Source organism: Streptomyces viridiviolaceus (assembly GCF_014650995.1).
In the GTDB taxonomy this organism is placed as follows: Bacteria; Actinomycetota; Actinomycetes; order Streptomycetales; family Streptomycetaceae; genus Streptomyces; species Streptomyces viridiviolaceus.
Map to the genome: position 1 here is coordinate 55230 of NZ_BMWA01000014.1, position 18926 is coordinate 74155.

Annotated in this window: 19 protein-coding genes and 2 pseudogenes; 9 read left to right on the top strand and 12 right to left on the bottom strand. The window is 71.3% G+C overall.

The genetic code is table 11. The features are described from left to right. Positions 1-147 precede the first annotated feature (147 nt). Positions 148-414, bottom strand: coding sequence for an NAD(P)-dependent oxidoreductase (locus IE260_RS21415; RefSeq protein ID WP_229881000.1), 267 nt, complete (start codon positions 412-414; stop codon positions 148-150). On the opposite strand from IE260_RS21415, the gene IE260_RS21420 reads away from it, so the two are divergent. Beyond that, the gene (locus tag IE260_RS21420; RefSeq protein ID WP_189874273.1) at positions 385-711 is read left to right on the top strand and encodes a sigma-70 family RNA polymerase sigma factor family protein; all 327 of its coding nucleotides are present in this window, start codon (positions 385-387) and stop codon (positions 709-711) included. The two genes, IE260_RS21415 and IE260_RS21420, sit on opposite strands and share 30 nt — an antisense overlap. A gap of 43 nt (positions 712-754) precedes the next feature. On the opposite strand, the gene IE260_RS21425 is transcribed toward IE260_RS21420, so the two are convergent. The 4 genes from IE260_RS21425 to IE260_RS21440 all read right to left on the bottom strand — a co-directional run bounded on the left by IE260_RS21425 (position 755) and on the right by IE260_RS21440 (position 3700). After that, positions 755-1426, bottom strand: a complete 672-nt coding sequence (locus IE260_RS21425) for a CBS domain-containing protein (RefSeq protein WP_189874276.1) — start codon at positions 1424-1426, stop codon at positions 755-757. 170 nt (positions 1427-1596) lie between these two features. Then, complete coding sequence (locus tag IE260_RS21430; protein ID WP_189874278.1) at positions 1597-2361, bottom strand: glucose 1-dehydrogenase; 765 nt, start codon at positions 2359-2361, stop codon at positions 1597-1599. Positions 2362-2383: 22 nt separating this feature from the next. After that, positions 2384-3013 carry a TetR/AcrR family transcriptional regulator gene (locus IE260_RS21435; protein ID WP_189874280.1) on the bottom strand — a complete coding sequence of 210 codons (630 nt, stop codon included), beginning with the start codon at positions 3011-3013 and terminating at the stop codon, positions 2384-2386. 81 nt (positions 3014-3094) lie between these two features. Further along, entirely contained in the window at positions 3095-3700 is a 606-nt protein-coding gene (locus IE260_RS21440) for a TetR family transcriptional regulator C-terminal domain-containing protein (protein ID WP_189874282.1), read from the bottom strand. 168 nt (positions 3701-3868) lie between these two features. On the opposite strand from IE260_RS21440, the gene IE260_RS21445 reads away from it, so the two are divergent. Both IE260_RS21445 and IE260_RS21450 read left to right on the top strand, forming a co-directional pair. Next, on the top strand, positions 3869-5287 hold the full coding sequence (locus tag IE260_RS21445) for a purine-cytosine permease family protein (RefSeq protein ID WP_189874284.1): 1419 nt from the start codon (positions 3869-3871) through the stop codon (positions 5285-5287). An 83-nt stretch (positions 5288-5370) separates the two neighbouring features. Beyond that, on the top strand, positions 5371-7062 hold the full coding sequence (locus tag IE260_RS21450; RefSeq protein WP_189874286.1) for an amidohydrolase: 1692 nt from the start codon (positions 5371-5373) through the stop codon (positions 7060-7062). A 96-nt stretch (positions 7063-7158) separates the two neighbouring features. Here the strand turns inward: IE260_RS21450 and IE260_RS21455 are convergent, their stop codons facing one another. The 5 genes and pseudogenes from IE260_RS21455 to IE260_RS21475 all read right to left on the bottom strand — a co-directional run bounded on the left by IE260_RS21455 (position 7159) and on the right by IE260_RS21475 (position 12327). Continuing rightward, the gene (locus tag IE260_RS21455; protein ID WP_189874288.1) at positions 7159-7326 is read right to left on the bottom strand and encodes a hypothetical protein; all 168 of its coding nucleotides are present in this window, start codon (positions 7324-7326) and stop codon (positions 7159-7161) included. Between the two features lie 63 nt (positions 7327-7389). After that, positions 7390-7578, bottom strand: a pseudogene (locus tag IE260_RS21460) (esterase); the annotation flags it as partial. A 1048-nt stretch (positions 7579-8626) separates the two neighbouring features. Further along, on the bottom strand, positions 8627-9502 hold the full coding sequence (locus IE260_RS21465) for a geranyl diphosphate 2-C-methyltransferase (RefSeq protein WP_189874290.1): 876 nt from the start codon (positions 9500-9502) through the stop codon (positions 8627-8629). Positions 9503-9517: 15 nt separating this feature from the next. Continuing rightward, positions 9518-10831, bottom strand: coding sequence for a 2-methylisoborneol synthase (gene tcp / locus IE260_RS21470; RefSeq protein ID WP_189874291.1), 1314 nt, complete (start codon positions 10829-10831; stop codon positions 9518-9520). A gap of 80 nt (positions 10832-10911) precedes the next feature. Further along, complete coding sequence (locus tag IE260_RS21475; RefSeq protein ID WP_189874294.1) at positions 10912-12327, bottom strand: family 2B encapsulin nanocompartment shell protein; 1416 nt, start codon at positions 12325-12327, stop codon at positions 10912-10914. Positions 12328-12904: 577 nt separating this feature from the next. Here IE260_RS21475 and IE260_RS21480 point away from each other — a divergent pair. Further along, a pseudogene (locus IE260_RS21480) lies at positions 12905-13291 on the top strand (IS701 family transposase); the annotation flags it as partial. Between the two features lie 160 nt (positions 13292-13451). Here the strand turns inward: IE260_RS21480 and IE260_RS21485 are convergent. After that, on the bottom strand, positions 13452-13781 hold the full coding sequence (locus tag IE260_RS21485; RefSeq protein WP_189874296.1) for an antibiotic biosynthesis monooxygenase family protein: 330 nt from the start codon (positions 13779-13781) through the stop codon (positions 13452-13454). 230 nt (positions 13782-14011) lie between these two features. Between IE260_RS21485 and IE260_RS21490 the strand changes: the two genes are divergently transcribed. From IE260_RS21490 to IE260_RS21500, 3 genes are read left to right on the top strand one after another with little or no spacing between them, the layout of a single operon-like run. Next, positions 14012-14188: a hypothetical protein gene (locus IE260_RS21490; protein ID WP_189874298.1), complete on the top strand. Its 177-nt coding sequence runs from the start codon at positions 14012-14014 to the stop codon at positions 14186-14188. A gap of 10 nt (positions 14189-14198) precedes the next feature. Then, a complete protein-coding gene (locus tag IE260_RS21495; RefSeq protein WP_189874300.1) occupies positions 14199-14375 on the top strand; it encodes a hypothetical protein in 177 nt (58 codons plus the stop codon). 53 nt (positions 14376-14428) lie between these two features. Further along, positions 14429-15238: an NmrA family NAD(P)-binding protein gene (locus IE260_RS21500; RefSeq protein ID WP_189874302.1), complete on the top strand. Its 810-nt coding sequence runs from the start codon at positions 14429-14431 to the stop codon at positions 15236-15238. A gap of 47 nt (positions 15239-15285) precedes the next feature. Here the strand turns inward: IE260_RS21500 and IE260_RS21505 are convergent, their stop codons facing one another. After that, positions 15286-16512, bottom strand: a complete 1227-nt coding sequence (locus IE260_RS21505; RefSeq protein WP_189874304.1) for a PucR family transcriptional regulator — start codon at positions 16510-16512, stop codon at positions 15286-15288. 127 nt (positions 16513-16639) lie between these two features. Between IE260_RS21505 and ureA the strand changes: the two genes are divergently transcribed. Both ureA and IE260_RS21515 read left to right on the top strand, forming a co-directional pair. Continuing rightward, positions 16640-17239, top strand: coding sequence for an urease subunit gamma (ureA, locus tag IE260_RS21510; protein ID WP_229881002.1), 600 nt, complete (start codon positions 16640-16642; stop codon positions 17237-17239). Continuing rightward, on the top strand, positions 17236-18921 hold the full coding sequence (locus IE260_RS21515) for an urease subunit alpha (protein WP_189874308.1): 1686 nt from the start codon (positions 17236-17238) through the stop codon (positions 18919-18921). Before ureA ends, IE260_RS21515 begins: the two co-directional genes overlap by 4 nt. Positions 18922-18926: the final 5 nt, after the last annotated feature.

Genomic DNA, 18926 nt, shown 5'->3' on the forward strand with positions numbered 1-18926 from the left:
GGAACGCCGATCGCAGCCGGGGCTGAGACGACTGTGCAGGCCGCGGGCGGGCCCGCGCATCGGCAGTCCTGCCGATACGCGAGGGCGGTGCCGGCGGGAGGCCGGGCGGCACCGCCCGGGCCGGGACCTGTGCGGGTGCGCGGCGCCCTACCCGAACGCCTCCTTCCGGATGACGTCGAACAGGCGGGGCACGCCGTCCGTGGTGCGTACGTCGACGAAAGTGCGCAGGTGACGACCGCGCAGGTCGCCCACCGCGTGGCGCAGCAGCGCGTTCGCGAGGTCGGCCCGCGCGGTGTACCGGCCGGACAGTCGCGCGCCGGCCGGCCGGTAGTCGCTGACGGCCGGGGTGTCGAAGAGGCCCGCGGGGCGGAGCACGGTCCAGTCGTGATCGCCGTCGACGAGCACCGCCTCCATGCGCCGCATGTCGTCGTACACCGTGCGGCACGCGCGCTGACCGGCTACGCCTCCCGGCCGCCGGAGGGCCTGGACATCCGCTACCGCAGCGTGAACGGAGGTCCCGCCGCGGTGATCTTCACCGGCGATTCCCCCTACGCCGTCATGGTCGTGGACCTGATCCCGCAGGACGGGCAGGTCTCGGGCGTCTACCTCGTCACGAACCCGGACAAGCTGTCCGGGGTTCGCGACGAGGCCGGTCAGCGGGACGCCGACCCGGAGCCGGGGGAGGGAGCACACCGCCACCGGGGCTCGTGAGCCACGCGATCGAGCGGTGGCCGGCGCATGCGGGGGCGCACGGTCACAGGCCGGCGGATGCGGAGCCCTCGGCGTCGGTTTCGCCCGTCGGCCTGAACTCCACGGCGACGACGCCGTCGACGCGTCGGCACAGTTCTTCCAGCACGGTGACGGACACGTGCGGCGGGAGCCCGCCGCTGAGGACCACATGCCCGTGCGTGACGTCCACCTGCACCGACGAGGGAGCCAAGCCGAGGGTCTTGACCAGGGCCTCCTCGATGATCTCGGTACGGATCGCCCGGTCCGTGCGCAGGAAGACCCGCAGCAGGTCGCTTCGGCTGACGACACCGATCAACCGCCCCGTGTCGTCCACCACCAGGAGCCTCTTGATCCCGTACCTCGCCATCGCACGGGCGGCGTCGACGACGCTCCAGTTCTCGCTCGCGCAGACGGCGGGCGAGGTCATCAGTCCCGCCGCGTCCGTGGCGAACGCCTTCGCTCCCGAGGGCCGGGACTGTTCCCCGTGCGCGGGGAAGGGGTCCGGCTCCCCGCCCCACATCTTCTGCAGGAGGTCCGCCTCCGACACGACACCCACGGGCCGGTTCTCCTCGTCCACGACGGGCACCGCGGTGATGTCGTACTCCTGCAGCAGGTGGGCGATCTCCTTGAACGGTGTCCCGCGCTGGACGCGGACCACTGCGTCGCTCATCAGATCGCACACCTTCTGGTGCTTCATCGAGGGTCTTCCCTTCCGCTGCCGGCCTGCGTCGACCGGCGTCCGTCCTGCTTGCCATGGGAAAACGTTTCGCGGGCCCCAGGGGTGCCCCATGCCAGGTCGTGGCAGTGCACGGGGCCGAGATGCACCCGAACGGACCACGGCGTGCTCAGGACGGCGGCCGGGCGGACCTACTGGCCCATGACGTACTTCACCGTCGGGCCGGTGGTCCAGCCGCCGTCCACGGCCAGCTCCGCGCCGGTGACGTACGAGGCGGCGTCCGAGAGCAGGAAGACGACCGCGCCGGCGATCTCGGGCGCTTCGCCGACGCGGCCCATCGGGGTGTTCGGGTACTTGCCCTCGCCGCGCTCGATGCCGACGGCGGCGGTCATCGGCGTGTAGGTCATGCCCGGGTGGACGGAGTTGACGCGGATCCTCGCGGTGCCGAGCTCCACCGCGCCGATCTTCGTCAGCCCGCGGACGCCCCACTTGGAGGCGCCGTAGCCGGCCGTCAGGGCCAGGCCCATCAGGCCCGCGGCGGAGGAGATGTTGACGATCGAGCCGCCGCCGGCCTCCTTCATCGCCGGTATGGCGGCCTTCATGCCGATGAAGACACCGGTCAGGTTGATGTCGAGGACCTTGCGGAAGTGCTCGACGGACTCGGCCTCCAGCAGGGCGCCGGTGGAGATGCCGGCGTTGTTCACCAGGCCGTGCAGGGCGCCGAACTCCGTCACGGCGTACTCGACGGCGGCTGCCCACTCCTCCTCCGAGGTCACGTCGTGGTGGACGAAGCGCGCCCGCTCGCCGAGGGACTCGGCGGTCGTCTTGCCGTCCTCGTCGAGCACGTCGGTGACCACCACGTTCGCGCCGGCGGCCACCGCCTGACGGGCGGCCTCCGCGCCGAGGCCACGGGCGCCGCCGGTGATGAGCACGGTCTTGCCGGTGAGATCGTTCATGAGAAGTCCTTTCGGGGGGCGTTCAGACGCTCCGGGGCTGTGCGGCCCGGAGCAGCGCGGTGGTGGTCGTGACCAGATCGGCGAGGAAGAGCGCCTCGCCGGTCAGTGGTTCGGTGCCGTCGAGGTACTGCCGGGCCCGGTCCGCCATGGCCGCGCCCACCATCGTCAGCGCCAGGTCGAGGCGCTCCAGGCGCAGCGGCCGGGGCAGCCCGTCGGCGGCCAGGCACGCCTCGATCCGCTCGATGAGGCGCCAGTAGGCCGTGTCGGCGAGCGTGGGATGGGGGGTGCCGGTGCGGACCCCGCTCTCGTGGCTGAGCTGGGCGGAGATTCGCAGGCAGCGCCGGCCCCGGTCGGTGCGCAGCTCACTCGCCTCCGCGGTGACCAGTGCTCCGACGAGCGCGTGCAGTGCGTCGGGGGCGGCGTCGAGGAGCGGGGCGAGCACCCGCTCGGTGCGTTCCTGGCGACCGGCCATGACCGCGTCGAGCAGCCCGGTGCGGGAGCCGAAGTGGTACTGCACGGCGGACGGGTTTCCCTGCCCCGCCAGCGCCACGATGTCCCGCAGTTGCGCCCCGTGAACGCCTTGGGCGGCGAAGATCTCCTCCGCCGCACGGATCAGCTTGTCCCGGGTCTCGGGTCCGGACGTCCTTGCCACGGCCTCATGGTAATGCTCGACATTAGAAAACCGGAAGCGGCTCCCCTCCACGGCAGGTCCTGCCGCCTGAGCGGGCTGTGGTCAGGCCTCTGCCACCAGTCGTGCCGCCACGGATCGCGCCGCCTCCAGCGCGCCGGCACGGTCCGCGCCGTGCTGTCCGAGCACCACGCGGGTGCTCAGCCCGTCGAGCAGTGCCAGCAGCGCCGAGGCCACGGCGGCGGCGTCGAGTCCGGCGGCGAAACGGCCCTGCCGCACGCCCTTGGCGAGGAGCGACTCGAGGTCCTCCTGCCAGCCGACGTCGAGCTCGGCCTGAGCCGCGCGCAACTGCTCGTTCGACCCCGTGCGTGCCCACAGCTCGATCCACAGGGTCCATCGCGGGTCGCGCGGGCCGACGGGAAGGTACAGCTCCAGGAAGAGATCGAGTTTGCGCTCGGTGGCGACCCGGCGCGCCAGCAGGGCTCGACGTTCCTCGGCGAGTGCGTTCTCGCTCCAGCGCAGCGCCTCCAGCAGCAGCCGGTCCTTGTTGCCGAAGTAGTAGAGGATGTGTCCGCCGCTGGTGCCGAGGCGCTTGGCGAGAGCGGACATGGTGAGCGTCGCCAGCCCGTCCTCGGCGATGGCCGCCATCGCCTCCTTCAGCATCCGTTCCCGGGCGTCGTGCCCATCGCGTCGCCGCGCAGTAGCTGCCACGTCGCGCCTCCTCCTCGCTACGGCTGGAGATGACCTTAGCCGCCGAATTCTGCAGGGGTCTTGACGGCCGGGCCTCCGCAGCGCATCTTGAATGCCGTTCTAACTCCTAGAACGGCATTCAAACTATCGGCATCGCCCGGTGACGCGCAGGGATGAGAGGTGGGCCGTATGGCTCAGCAGGACACGAGTGCGGGACCAGCCGGCGGGAACGCCTCCACCGACCAGGTCTTCCAGGTGGAGCGGCACGGTATCGACCCCATCCCCGTGGAGGAGCGCCACGGCGGCGCGAAGGATCTGTTCTGGCTCTGGTTCGGCTCCAACCTCACGTTCACGTACGTCATCAACGGTGCCCTCGCTGTGGCCTTCGGCCTGTCCTTCTGGCAGGCGACCGCCGTCGTCGTCCTGGGCGGCCTGTCGTTCTTCGCGATCAGCGCGGCCGGCCTGAGCGGCGTCCGCACCGGAACCGCCACCCTGGTCGTCTCCCGCGCGGCGTTCGGCGTACGCGGCAACTGGCCGGCCGGGATGCTCAACTGGGTGGTCAGCATCGGCTACACCATCGTGAACACGGTCGTCGGCGTGCTCGCTCTCGAAGCCTTCTTCGCCGACCTCGGATGGGCGTCGAAGGACGCCGGACGGGCTCTGGCGCTCCTGATCACGCTCGCGCTGACGTTCGCCGTCGCGCTCTGGGGGCACGCCACGGTCCAGTTCGCCGAGCGCTGGATCGCGTACGTCCTCGCCGCCGGCTTCGCGGTGCTCCTCGTCTTCCTGCTGCCCGGCGCCGACACCGGCACCACAACGGCCGCCGCCCCCGGTGCCTCCGGGTGGAGCCTGGCCTTCGTCGTGATGCTGGCCGGACCGTTCAGCTACGTCCCCATGCCGGCCGACTACACCCGCTACCTGCCGAGTACGACCTCGCTGCGGTCGCTGACCTGGTACGGGGCCCTGGGAGGCTTCGTCTCGTCCGTCGCCCTGGGCGTGGCCGGGGTGGCCGCGGCCACGCAGACGGACATGACCGACGCCGTGGCGGGCACGGAGGCGCTGCTGCCGGGCTGGTTCCAGCCGCTCTTCCTCGCCCTCGTCCTCGGCGGCTCCGTGACCAACTCGATCATCACGCTGTACTCGTCGAGTCTGAACCTCCAAGTGCTCGGCGTCCCCTGGAGCCGCTCCCAGGCCATCCTCATCAGCGCGGCCGTCACCGCCGCGGGATCGCTCTACGCGCTCTTCCTCACCGACTTCACCAGTTCGCTGCTGTCGTTCCTCTCCCTGCTGATCATCGTGTTCGCGCCCTGGGGCGGCGTGTTCCTCGCGGACATGCTGATGCGCCGCTGCCGCTACGACGCGCCGGCTCTGCACGCGGGACGCGACGGCGGCTACTGGTACCGGTCCGGCCACCACCCCGCCGGTATGGCGGCTCTGCTCGCGGGGATGGTCTTCGCCGCCCTCACCTGCGACTCGGAACTGTGGACCGGGCCGCTGGTGGCCCCGCTGGGCGGGGCCGACCTGACCCTCCTCGGCTCGCTCGTCTCCGGCGGCGTGTACTGGGTCCTCGCCCGGCGCACGGTCGTCCCGCACACCACCCCCGGCTGAGCCGCAGTCGCGCGGCGCGCGCCCCGCTCCGCGCCGAAGCCCTCAAGACCCGAACCACCGCACCACCACTGGAGTTTCCTCACATGACCCTGGCCGCACGCCCCGCAGACCTACTCGTGCGCAACGCCCGGATCCACACCGTCGACCCCGCCCTCCCCGAGGCACAGGCCCTGGCGGTGTCCGGCGGCCGGATCGCCTGGCTCGGCTCCGACGAGAACGCCGCGGCGTGGACCGGACCGCACACACAGGTGATCGACGCCGCCGGGAAGTTGGTCCTTCCGGGGTTCATCGACGCGCACAACCACGTCCGGCTCGGCTCCGACGACGCCTGTGTGCAGCTCGCCGGCGCCGACACTCTCGACGAGGTCCACGCCCGCGTCCGTGCCTGGCGCACGGCCCACCCCGATGCGCCGTGGATCGAGGCGGAGGCCTTCGACTACTCGGCGATCCCCGGCGGCCGCATGCCCACCGTCGCCGACCTCGATCCGGTCACGGGCGACGTGCCCGCCTTCGTCCTGAGCTACGACGTGCACACCGCGTGGGTGAACACCGCTGCCCTGCAGCGGCTCGGCATCGACCGGGACCACACCCACCTGCCCTTCGGCGAGGCGGTCACCGACCCGGCCACGGGCGAACCGACCGGCTTCATCAAGGACTTCGCCGTCAAGGGCCTCTCCCGTGACGGTCACCGCGCCCTGCGGGAACTCGGTCTTCCCTGGGCGTCGGCCGACCGGCAGTACGGACGGCTCACCGCGTCCCTGGACGACGCCATCGCCTTCGGCATCACCACCGTCGTCGAGCCGCAGAACTCGCTCGACGACCTCGCGCTGTTCGACCGCGCCCGCTCCGAGGGCCGGCTCAGGTCCCGGATCGTCGCGGCACTGTTCCATCCGCGCGGTACCACGGACGCCGACCTCGACGACTTCGCCGCCGCCGCACGCAGGTACGCGGACGACCGGCTGCGAGTGGGCCCCCTCAAGCTCTACATCGACGACGTCGTCGAACCGCGTACGGCGGCCCTTCTCGAACCGTACGCGGGCTGCCGCCACCACCGCGGCGACACCTTCTACCCGCCCGAGGAGTTCGCGGCCCTGCTGGCGAAGCTGGACGCACGCGGCTTCCAGTGCTTCGTGCACGCGACCGGCGACCGCGGCATCAGGACCGTCCTCGACGCCGTCGAACACGCCCGTACGGTCAACGGACCGCGGGACGCCCGGCATCAGGTGGTCCACGTCGAGTGCCTCGACCCGGAGGACACGCCGCGCTTCGCCGACCTCGGCGTGGTCGCGTGCATGCAGCCCCGACACGCCGCCCCGGAGGTCGCGGGTCCCGGCAAGGACTGGGCGGAGAACGTCGGTGCCGGACGCTGGCACAAGGCGTGGCCGCTGCGCAGCCTGCACACCGCAGGCGCCGTGCTCGCCCTGTCCAGCGACTGGAACGTGGCCGAGATGGACCCGATGGTCGGCATCTACACCGCCGTCACCCGGCGTCCGCTGGGCGGGGGAGAACCCTGGATGCCCCAGGAGACGATCAGCGTGGAGACCGCGGTCCACGGCTACACGATGGGCTCGGCGTACGCCAACTTCCTGGAACACGACCGGGGCTCGCTGACGGTCGGAAAGGCGGCCGACTTCGTGGTCCTCTCCCGGGACATCCTGCGCTCGGCGCCGGAGGACATCCCCGGCACCGTCGCGGAGACCGTGGTGGTCGGCGGGCGTGTCGAGTACGGGGGGCGAGCGACACCGCTCAGTGTGCCGTGCCCGGCGGCCGGGTGAGCCCGCGGAACGGGGACCGGGGAGGCCGGCGGGGGCGGTGACCCGCACCGAACTCGGCGGCCGCTCACGTCCACGCACGTCGGCGGTGTGCCGTGCTCACTCCTCCCGCTCCAGGTCGGCCTCGGCCCGCTCCTCGTCGAGGTCGGACTGCGCGTGGGCGTACAGGTCGTGCACGAATCGCCGCGCCTCGTCGGCGGGAATGCCCTCGGCGAGGCGCAGCAGCCGGTCGACCCAGGGCTCGAGCAGGTCGCTCGTGTCGTTCATGATGTGACGTCCCAACGTCGTCGGTGGTTCGGAAGACGCCCGGACGACGTCCGGGCCCCCTGCTCAGTCGTCCTGGAGGGCGGTGTGCAGGGCGTCGATGGCGAGGTGCCGTGCGACATCGGCCGCGCGGGTGTCGCGCGGGCTGTCCGGCATCAGGAAGTCATGGACCGTACCGGTCACTCGGACGCAGGCGACGTCCACGTCGAGGCCGGCCCGCAGAGGCGAGGCGTGCACCTCGGTGCGCCGGGCCGGTGCGGAGTACTGGGCGCGGCCGACATGCAGGCGCCCACCGAGCCGCCGGTCACCGCGACGCGACCGGCGTCGGGGGTGCGGACCGGTGGCCTCGGCCAGTGCCTTCGCCGCCGGGTCGAGGCAGGCAGTGACGGGCGGGGGTATGTCGGACATGGTGCCTCGGACATGGTGCCTCCGATTCAGCCGCTGACCGCTCGTGCAGGGGTCACGAGCGCGCCGTATCCGACTCAACGCGCTTCCGCCCCCGGCAGCAACCGACAGCCGGCCACGACCTGCCCGTCCTGATGTGACTGTGCGCCGATCGGGTGTACGCCGGATCGCCGGCGTCCCTCGGCCGCGTGGTCCACGGCCGGCCGGGGCCCCTGTCCCCGAGGCGTTCGTCCGGCCTGCCCGCGCCGGCGAGCACGGGCTCTCCGCGCCGGCGGGACGCGGAGGCCGCCATGGCAGCCACGACGTGTTGCACCGCGCTGCCGGGACTGGACGACGCGATCACGCTGCCGGCCCCGTCGCCCGTCTCGGCAAGGCCGGCCCTGCGACCGACAGCATGACGATCCCGGAGCTGGTCCGCCTGGCAAAGATCCGCTGGCGCATCGAACACGATTACCGCGAACTCACGGCCCCTGCCCAGCAGGACCACACCAAGATCAAGACAGACCTGACGGAGTTGACGGGTGCGGGGCGTCGGCCGGTGAGGCGGGTGATCAGCCGTCGTACTCGGCGAGGCCGAGGTGGATGAGCTGGGAGGATCCGTTTCTGCTTTCCGCGCGAGGAGCGACCGGTCCGCTGCTGCGGGGGTGGGTGTGGCGGTGTCCGCGTCGGCGCACCAATTGGTGGGCCGCCCGGCCTGCGGAGGCGCGGCGCGGATGGCTGGGTGCGGCAGGGCGTGGTGCGGGCCGGGAGGCGCCGGGGGTGCCCCTAAGCGTTCGTCACGGCAGAAGACCAGTAGGTTCGTGTGGTCGAGGGTGGAACTGTCGGCGTACGAGTGAACGTGGCCCCGGCGCGCGGGGCCGGAGCCGCCGGTGAGAGGCCCGGCCCCGCGCGGCCGGGCTCACACGCGGTCGGCCGCGATCAGGACGTACTGGAAGGAGCCGTCGCGGTAGGACTCGATGAACGCCTTCTCGATTCCGGTGACCAGCGAGGACGTGGCCCGCAGCTCCCAGTAGGGCAGTGTGTCCGGGGTGAGGTCGACGATGGTGTGCGGCACGAGCCGGTTGTCGGCCATGGCGCGCAGGTACTCGCGGCGGGAGTGGATGTTGCACTCGAAGTGGGCGTTGATCTGGGAGACCCACTTCGACGGCTGGCCGTAGCGGGGGTTCCAGCAGCCGGTGATCGTCACGTACCGGCCGCCGACCTTCAGGTAGCGGGAGTGCTCGGCAAACAGGTCGTGCAGGTCGACGTACATGGTCGACTCGTTGTTCCACGAGGCCGTGATGCTGCCCTTGCCGAAGGGCGTGTCGAGCATGTTGCACACGCGGGAGCGGACGTGGCCGTCGATACGCAGTTCCCGTGCGCGCCGGTTGCCGAAGTCGGCCTGGGCGGCGGACAGGGTGACGCCCTCGACCCGGCAGCCGAAGCGGCGGTGGGCCATGACCATGGACCCACCGCGTCCGCAGCCGGCGTCGACGAGGGTGTCGTCGGGACCGACCGGGCCGAGGTGGTCCATGAGGAACTCCGCCTGTGCCGACTCCAGCCGGTGCAGCTCCGCGATGACCTTTTCCTCGTACTCGCTGTGTGCTGGGTCGCCGAGCGCGGCATGGTCCACGGCACCGATGCCGTAGTGGTGGTGGTAGAGCCCGTCCACGTCACCGAGGCGGAGGTTGACCGGCCGGGCCTCGTTGTTCCAGTAGCGGGCGATGTCCTCCTGGTACGGCGTCGCCGGGGCCGGGATCTTCGCGGTGGTGGCGGAGGTGGTCTCAGTGGTCACAGATATGTCCGTTCCTTACCAGAAGTCGGGCAGGCTGTAGCGGTAGGTGTTGGTGCGGTGCCAGTCGTGGTTGCCGTCGACCCAGGCGGCCACGCCCCTGAGGAAGCGCAGCACTGTGGGCAGGGGGCAGGCCTGTGCGAGGTCGGCGGCGGCGGCCTCGAAGGCGTGCTGGAGTTCGTTGTGGACCTCGACGGCCTTGAGATAGGCGTCGCGTTCGCAGAGCTGCTCGCGTTCGGCGATCACCACCGGCAGGTTCAGGTGGCGGCCCGGGCTGTCGAGTTCCTTGGTGTACGAGTAGAGGTCGTTGACGATGGTGGTCGCGTTGCCGGCGAGGGCGATGACCCGTTGCATGTCCGGCCGGGCGTGCAGGTCCGCGGGCAGTTCGTATCCGCCGACGGTGTCGGTGATCGTGGGGCAGGGGCGGAAGTTGTTGAACTGACGCATCGCCAGGTACTCCCACACCTCCGGGACGTGTCCGGTCTGTGCCCAGGCGGCCTCGGCGAGGTAGCCCATGTGCAGCCGGGCCATGTCGTGCCGGTAGCGGTCGGCCTGGGAGGGCGTGGCCGCGCGGACGAAGTAGTCCATGGCGCTGCGGTACGCCCGGCGCGGGGCGTCCGAAGTGAGCGACTCCTGCCACGCCGGCGTGTACTCCGCGGTGGTGTGGAAGTGGTCGATCGCGGTGTGCGCGAGGAGCAGGCGCCCGCCGAGACCGACGGGCGACCCGCCGTGGTCCTCGCAATAGCAGTCGTCCACCGCGTTCTCCGCGACCATCAGCCGTGTGGCGAGCATCAGGTGGTCGACCGTCGGGGCGTCGGGGTGACAGCCGACCATGTAACGGCCGACGGAGAAGCCGTCGAACTGCCCCTCCCACTCCTCGGGATAGAGCTGGACCTCGTCCTCGGCCCAGCGCTTGATACGGCGGCTCACCTCCTCGACGCGCACGGGGTCGGGTTCCGGGACGGGGTGGTAGTAGAGACCGGGGACGGCTCGTCCGGCGGCGGCTGGAGCGGGTGCCGGATCCCGTGCGGGTTCGTACCGGCTGGTCAGGGCGAGTGAGGTCGTGCCCGGTCCGGTCGGTCCGCGCAGGATCCGCTGGAGGGCGGAGCCGGCCGCGGTCGCGTCGGGCGTGTCCCCGACGCCGGGGGCGGGCACCGGAGGCGGTGGCGGGTCGGGGATCGTGACCGGTGGATGCAGTGCGGCCAGGAAACCTGAGGCGGTCGGCGTGGCCGGAAGGTCCAAGCTCCCCGGGGCGGGGGTGTCCGGCACGGCTGCGGGCGGCGTCGGCCGCTGCTCAGGTGGGGATGATCCGAGGGGCCCGGCGTCGGGCATCGGCGGCTCCTTGCTGCGGTGGGGTGGGCGCTCCGTCGGCGTGGCGCGTGTCATGCGGGGACCTGCAGCGGATCAGGGCTTCAGCGCGGACCGGGGGCGATCTGTACGTTCTCCATCACGCCGAGGGCGTCGGGCAGGAGCACCGCGACGGAGTAGTAGGTGCTGACGAGGTAGGAGATGATCGCCTGTTCGTTGATGCCCATGAACCGCACGGACAGGCCCGGTTCGTACTCGTCCGGCAGTTCTGTCTGCCGCAGGCCGATGACGCCCTGGTTCTTCTCACCGGTACGCATCGCGATGATGGAGCTGGTCTGCTCCCTGCTGATCGGGATCTTGTTGCAGGGCAGGATGGGGACCCCGCGCCAGGCTGGGACGGACTGCCCGCCGAGGTCGACATGATCGGGGTAGAGACCGCAGGCGTTGAAGCCGCGTCCGATGGCGGCGATGGTCCGGGGGTGGGCGAGGAACAGTTTGGTGCCGCGCCGGCGGCAGAGCAGGTCGTCCATGTCGTCCGGGGTCGGCGGGCCGGTGCGGGGCTGGATCCGCTGCTTGAAATCGGCATTGTGCAGCAGCCCGAACTCGCGGTTGTTGATCAGCTCGTGTTCCTGACGCTCACGCAAGGCCTCGACGGTGAGCCTGAGTTGCTCCTCGCTCTGGTTCATCGGACCGTTGTAGAGGTCGGCGACCCGGGTGTGGATCCTCAGAACGGTCTGTGCGACGGAGAGCTCGTACTCGCGCGGGTGCAGTTCGTAGTCGACGAAGGTGCCGGGCAGTTCGGCCTCGCCGACGTGGCCGGCCGACACGGCGATCTCGGCCTCACCGTGTTTGTTCTGCCGCTGCCGCGTGCGGGCGCCGAACTCGTCCACGTGGGCCCGAAGGTGCGGCGCAGAGGCCTGGACTGCGGAGAAGTCGGCACGGGAGAGGGTGAGAAGGGTTCCGGACGTCTCGGCGGTGACCGTGCAGTCGTGGCGGGCGTCGGAGTCCGACAAGGCCTTCTCACCGAAGTGGTCGCCGTCCGCGAGCACCGCGATGGCGATCTCTCCGCCGTACTTGCCCTCGGAGGTCTGGCTGCCCCGACCGTGGGCGATCAGGTGGACTCCGTCTGCGGGGCTGCCACGCTCGACGAGGACTTCGCCCGCCGCGAAGTCGCGCTGCGTGCAGCGGTCGGCGAGGGTGGTGAGAACGTCCGTGTCCTCGAAGCCGCGCAGAAGGGCCAGTTCCGTGAGCTCCCGGGGGATCACCCGGACCGTGGCGCCCTCCTGGACGAACTCGATGCGCCCGTCGCCGAGCGTATGGCGCAAACGCCGGTTGACCCGGTAGGCGCCGCCCTCGGCCTCGACCCAGGGCAGCATCCGCAGCAACCAGCGGGAAGTGATCTCCTGCATCTGCGGCGCGGACTTCGTGGTGGTGGCGAGGTTGCGGGCCGCGGCGGTACTCAGGGACTGCTGCGGCGCGTCGGGAGTGGTCTGAGCTTCCGGCATGCTGTCGACGGACATCGGGGGGATTTCTCCTTGCACGACGGGTCGTCCGGCGCACACGGGTGCGCCGACCGGGAGACAGGGAGGAGTGGGCATCGAGCGGGAGGGATCGCGGGGCTCCGTCCACCTGCAGAAGGTATCCGCTGGACTGGCCGCATCCACCAGGGAGACGGGATGCTTACCCCGAAGCAGTGACAATCGGTTGAGTGTGGTTTATCAGCGCCGATCTGCTCCCAAGCCGCTCCACGCCTGGGGGAGGAACGCCGCACCGAGCAGGCTCCCCGCCGTTCCTTTCGTTCCTCCCAGCGCCTTCCTCCGGTGCGGCAGCCTCCTGGTGTGCGGCGTAGGTGACCGCGGCGGGAGAGGACGTACGGGAAACTCCCATGTGCCGGTTCGTACGACTCTGCGATCATCCCCGGATGGCGCACGGCCTCGCATCACGCGAACCCCCGGCAAAGTGGAGTCACAGCGACACGGGCCTTCTGACCTGCAGCTCTATGTTTATCGGTCGGGCTCATCGTCGACCGCCCGGCCTTCCACGGCGCCGTCATCCAGACCGGCACCGAGCCCTACCGCCGCGCCCACACGCCCTTGCCGCCACGACACCGTCGTCACCCACTGGGCCATCACCCCGTGCACGACCTCTTTTCCGGCCTGCCCAGGCAGAAGTGGAAGCGCCGTTCCTGCGGGAACGGCGCCCACGGCCGACGCATCCACGACTGGGCGCGAGTCGAGGTCGGGCCCTGGCACCGACCCGACCGCCGGCACTGGGTACTCGCCCGCCGCACCGTCGGCCGGCCCGAGGAGATCTCCTGCTGCATCGCCTACTGCCCAGCCGAGACCACCTCGATGAGCTGATCCGCATCCCGGTCAGCCGGTGGGCCATCGAGGAATGCTTCCAAAGCGCCAAGCTGGATGCCGGGAAAGCAGAAACGGATCCTCCCGGCTCATCCACCCCGGCCTCGCCGAGTACGACGGCTGATCACCCGCCTCACCGGCCGACGCCCCGCACCCGTCGAGCACATCCTGCACTGGTCACATGTGCGCCGACGACGTCAGTACCAAGGCCGCACCAGTCACTGCAAACGACGCGGACACAGCCCCTGACCTGGCCATCAGTCACTGCAAACACCGTTGCAGTACTAGGCGTTCTTCGGCGCCGCCTGCTGCACGACCTCGAACGACCACAGCGTGGAGTTGCTCGCCGCGGGCGCGGGGCGCTCGCCGCCGTCCGTCGGGCGCCCCTGGTGGGCGGCCTTCATGGGGCCTTCCATCCAGGCGTTGAAGGACTCCTCGTCACGCCACCGGGTGTAGACGAGGTAGGTGTCCGTGCCTTCCACCGGGCGGAGCAGTTCGAACCATTCGAACCCGTCGGAGTTCTCCACGGCGTGCGCTCGGGAGGCGAAGCGCTTCTCCAGGGTCTCCCGCTGCTCGGCGGGGACGGTCAGCACGTTGATCTTGACTACGCTCATGCACCTCATCCTGCCGCATGCCGGTCGGCAGTCGCGGATCGGCCCGTCCGACACACGGTGTCGTGCCGCGGTGCGGGCGTGGGCGAGTACGTCGGTGGGGCCGGTGTGACGGCTGCGGTACGACTACTCACCGATGCCGGTGATGTGGCATCTGCCTGCGGCTTTGGACGTGCGAGCCTGCGTGGGCAACTGCCGCTCACCGGACTCGGGGGCCCGCGCGCACGACGCCCGTGATCGAACCGGCCCTGCTGCCCGGACACGTCTGCTTCTGGCCCGAGCCGGACGAGACGGGCCCCGGCGGAGGCTGGTGCTACGACGGCACGGGTTACGCCGAGGCCCCCTGCGAATGGTGGGACAAGTTGGACGGTGTCCAGCGCAACCGGCCCACCGACTGCCAACCCGGCTGAGGCACCCGCCGTGCCCACGGCACGTACCCCACGGCGTCCGGCGCACCACGAACGGGCGCTCCCGGGGCTGTTGCTCGCCACCCTGGGGCTGCTGGTCGGCTGCGCAGCACCCGGCCACCGGGTCGAACTCGGCCCCGAGGACACGGTCAAGGCCGCTCAGCGGATCCTCACCGTGAAGACTCGTTGACCTCAAGTGCGGTTGGGTTTCTAGGGTCGTCGGCAGACGAAAGGAGTCCGACCATGACGACGTTGGTCACGGGTGCGACGGGGAACACCGGCCGGCAGGTGGTGGCCGAGCTGGTCCGCCGAGGAGAGAGCGTCCGGGCGCTGACACGGGACCCGGCCGCGGCCGCGGGCAAGCTCCCGGCCGAAGCGGAGTTGGTGGCCGGCACGCACACGGCACCGGAGAGCCTCGACGCCGCCCTCAAAGGCGTCACCCGGTTGCACATCACCGTGACGGCGGGGCTCGCCGAGACCGGGCCCGAGTTGGTGCGGCGCGCGGTGGATGCGGGTGTGCAGCGCCTCACCGTGGTGTGGGGTGGCTGGGTGGGGCCGGTCGAGGAGGCCGTGGCGGCCTCGGGGGCGGAGTGGACCCGTCTGGAACCGCAGGAATTCATGTCCAACACGCTGACCTGGACCGAATCGATCCGGAACGAGGGTGTCGTGCGCGAGCCGTACGACCATCCCAGCGCCCTCGTCCACGAGGCCGACATCGGGGCGGTGGCCGCGGTCGCGCTGCTCGACGACGGGCACGCGGGGCGTGCGTACAACCTCACCGGCCCCGAGACGCTGACCCCGCGCGAACGCATCGCGATCCTGTCCCGGGCGATCGGCCGCGACATCACCTTCGTCCCGATCACGCACGAACAGGCCGTCGACAGGCTGATGGCCACCGGCGTGTCCCGGGCCGACGCCGACTACGTCGTCGGCTGGTACGCCGAGCCCACGGACGACGCCACGACCGTCGTCGACACCGTCGAGCAGGTGACCGGCCGCCCGGCGCGCACGTTCGCACAGTGGGTGGACGAGCACGCGGAACGCTTCCGGTAACCCCGCGGCATGGCCGACCGGAGCGCGAGGGACCGGGCCGGACGGGATCACGCCTGGGCCTCCGCACCGGTACGCCGCCCGGCCGCGCGCAACGCCAGCGTCACCAGCGCCGCGTCCTCCGGGCGGCGCACGTCCCGCCCGGTGAGTTCGGCGAACCGGGCGAAACGGTGCTGCACGGTGTTGCGGTGGCAGTAGAGAGCGGTGGCCGTGTCGGCCACGGACCCCGCTCCCGCGAGATGGACGCGCACCGTCTCCAGCAGCCGTTCCGCCTCGGCCTGCGCCACGCCGTCCGACCGCAGGCCACCGAGGACGTCGTCGGCGAGATCGCGGGCGACGTCGTCGGCCCGCTGCACCAGCACGTCGAGCCAGCTGTCCTCCAGCCGGCGGGGCCGAGCGGCGTCGGGAGGCAGCACCCGTGCGGTGGCGGTCGCCAGCAGCACCGCACGCGGCACGGACCTGAGCCCGTTGCGGGCGGGGGCGACACCGCAGGGTGTGCCGTCCAGCCGGGCCAGGACCTTCTCCACGGTCGTACGTCGCTCCAGCTGCACGGTGAGCACCGTGTCCGAAGCGACCGTCTGGAGCTGCACCGGCACGTCCAGCGCCCGTAGTTCGGCGGTCGCCCTGCGCATCCCCGCCCCGTGCTGAGGGGCGGTGACGGCGCACAGGAACCGGCCGTCCGGTGCGAAGCCGAGGGCATGGGCCGCGTCGCCCACCACCGTCGGATTGCGGCCCTCGGTGTCCAGCAGCCGGGCGAACCACATCCGCCGCTCGTCCTCCGTGCGGCGCCCCATCTCCAGGACCGTGCGCTGATAGGCGGTCATGATGCCGGTGACGTGCAGCTCGACCGCCTCCCACACCTGGTGGGCGGAGTTGACCAGCTGGGCGCTGTCCTTCTCGCCCGCCTTGCGCACCAGCGCCGCCCACACCACGCGGAAGTCCAGGCGCGCGGCCTCCAGCAGTGAGGAGAGCGGGACGCCCTGGCGGGCGCGCTGCTCGCCGACGCGTTCCGACACCGACGCGATCGGCTCGGGCACGGGCATGCGGGCGACGGTGCGCAGCAGCAGCTCGAAGGCCTGCCAGGCGGTCTCGCGGAACTCCTCGTCCGAGACGCGGTCGGCATAGGCCGCGCGCACCGGCCGTACGTACTCCACCCACACCCCGACCAGGCCGTCGATCTCCTCCAGGCACTGCCGGGCGAGCTCGGCGACCCGTGGGTCGGGGGGAGGGAAGAGCGGTGAGGGCGGGGGAGTGGAGAAGGCGGGGTCGGTGTGCATGTGCACAATCCTCACCGTCGCACCGGAGTCATTTCAACGTTGGCTGAATGTCGTTCCCCCGAAATCCTTGGACCGTCCGACAGGCCGTGGCCTGATCCCCACACACGGAGGTGGCGCTCCTGTGCACATGACTCCTCGCGAACGGGAGCGGCTGGAGCTGTTCACCGTCGCCGAACTCGCCCGCCGGCGACTCGCCCGCGGCCGCAGACTCAACGTGCCGGAGGCCATCGCCCTCATCTGCGACGAGGTGCTCGAAGCGGCCTGGGACGGACTGAGCCTGGAGGAGGTCGTCGAGGTCGGCCGCGGAGTGCTCACCGAGGACGACGTACGGGAAGGCGTCCCGGAGATGATCCCGCAGGTCCAGGTCGAAGCGTTGTTTCCCTCGGGCACCTCCCTCGTGGCCGTCGACCGGCCCATCGCCGCCACCGGCACCGGCCCGGCGCCCGGAGCCGTGCGACCCGCGGCCGAACCGGTGGAGATCAACACCGGCAGACGGCGGGCCCGGCTGAGCATCCGCAACACCGGCGACCGCACCGTCTACCTCTCGTCCCACTATCCGCTCGCCGAGGCCAACGCCGCCCTCGCCCTCGACCGCCGCGCCGCCGCCGGCATGCGCCTCGACATCCCGGCCGGCACCGCGCTCGCCTTCGAGCCGGGAACGGAACGGGAGGTCGAGGTGGTCGCCGCCCGGCACACCACCGGCGACGCACAGGAGACGCAGCGATGACCCACGTCGACCGCCGCACGTACAACGCCCTCTACGGGCCCACCACCGGCGACCGCATCCGGCTCGGCGACACCTGCCTGTGGGTCGAGGTCGAGGCCGACGACGGCACCCCGGGCGACGAACTGCTCGGCGGCTGCGGCAAGACGGTCCGCGACGGACTGCTCGCCTCGCCCCGCTCCGACCGCGACTCCGCGCTCGACATGGTGGTCGCCGGGGTCGTCCTCATGGACCCGGTGCTCGGCATCCGCAAGACCGACATCGGGATCAAGGACGGGCGCGTCGTCGCCGTCGGCGGCGTCGGCAACCCGGACGTCATGGACGTCGAGTACGCCGTCGACTCGCACACCTCGGTCGTGCCGGGGGAGGGGCTGATCGCCACGCCGGGCATCGTCGACAGCCACGTCCACCTGTCCTCGCCCGAGGTCGCGCCGGCCGCGCTGTCCGCCGGGGTCACCACGCTCGTCGGCATGGGACTCGGCGGCGTCTGGGAGATCGGCTGCAACCCGGCGCACAACCTGCACACCCTGATGAGCGCCTGGCAGGGCACACCGCTCAACATCGCCTTCCTGGCGCGGGGGTCGTCCAGCTCGCGGGCGCTGCTGGAGGAGATCACGCTCGCCGGGGCCGGCGGCTTCAAGATCCACGAGGACTTCGGGGCGACGCCCCGCATCATCGACACCTGCCTGGACACCGCCGACCAGGCCGACCTGCCGGTCGCGCTGCACACCGACTCCATGAACGAGTCCGGCTATCTGCGCGACACCATCGGCGCGACGCGCGGCCGCACCGTGCACGCCTACCACGTGGAGGGCGGCGGCGGACATCCCGACCTCCTGGAGATCCTGTCCGAGCCGAACATCCTGCCGTCGTCGACGACACCCACCGTGCCGTACACCCCGAACACGGTCGGCGAGCTGTTCCCGATGACGATGACCGTGCACCGGCAGAACCACCACTCCGAGAGCGACGTCGCCATCTCCCGGAGCCGGATCCGGGGGCACGCCATCGCCGCCGAGAACGCCCTGCACGATCTGGGTGCCATCTCGATCGTCAACTCCGACTCCATGGGCATGGGCCGCATCGCGGAGACCGTGCGCAGGACCTGGCAGCTCGCCCACGTGCAGGCCCTCGCGAACGGCGGCGGGGGAGTGGAGCGACCGGAGAACGCCCGCGCGCTGCGCTACCTCGCGAAGATCACGCTCAACCCGGCCGTCGCGCACGGCCTGGCCCACGAGGTGGGCACCGTGCAGGCGGGGCGGATGGCGGACCTCGTCCTGTGGGACCCCAAGTGGTTCGGCAGCAAGCCCGAACTGGTCATCAAGGCCGGGTTCGTGGCGTGGGGCAACACGGGCTCGGGCTCCGGGTCGACCCGGCTGACCCAGCCGCGTGTCTACCGGCCCTACTACGGAGCGCTCGGCGCCGCTCCGGCACGGCTCGCCAAGGTCTTCGTCGCCGAGGCGGCGCTCGCCGACCGTGCCGCCCGCGCCGCCCTGCCCACCGGACTCACCTACGCCCCGATCCGCGGCAGCCGTGGACTGACCCGCGCCGACATGCTGCACAACACGGCGACGCCCCGCGTGGTGGTGCCCCGTGAGCCCGCGCCGGTCCTGGTCGACGGCGTACCCACCGGCACCGCGCCCGCCACCGAAGTGCCCCTCGCACAACTGCACCACCTCGCCTGAGAGGC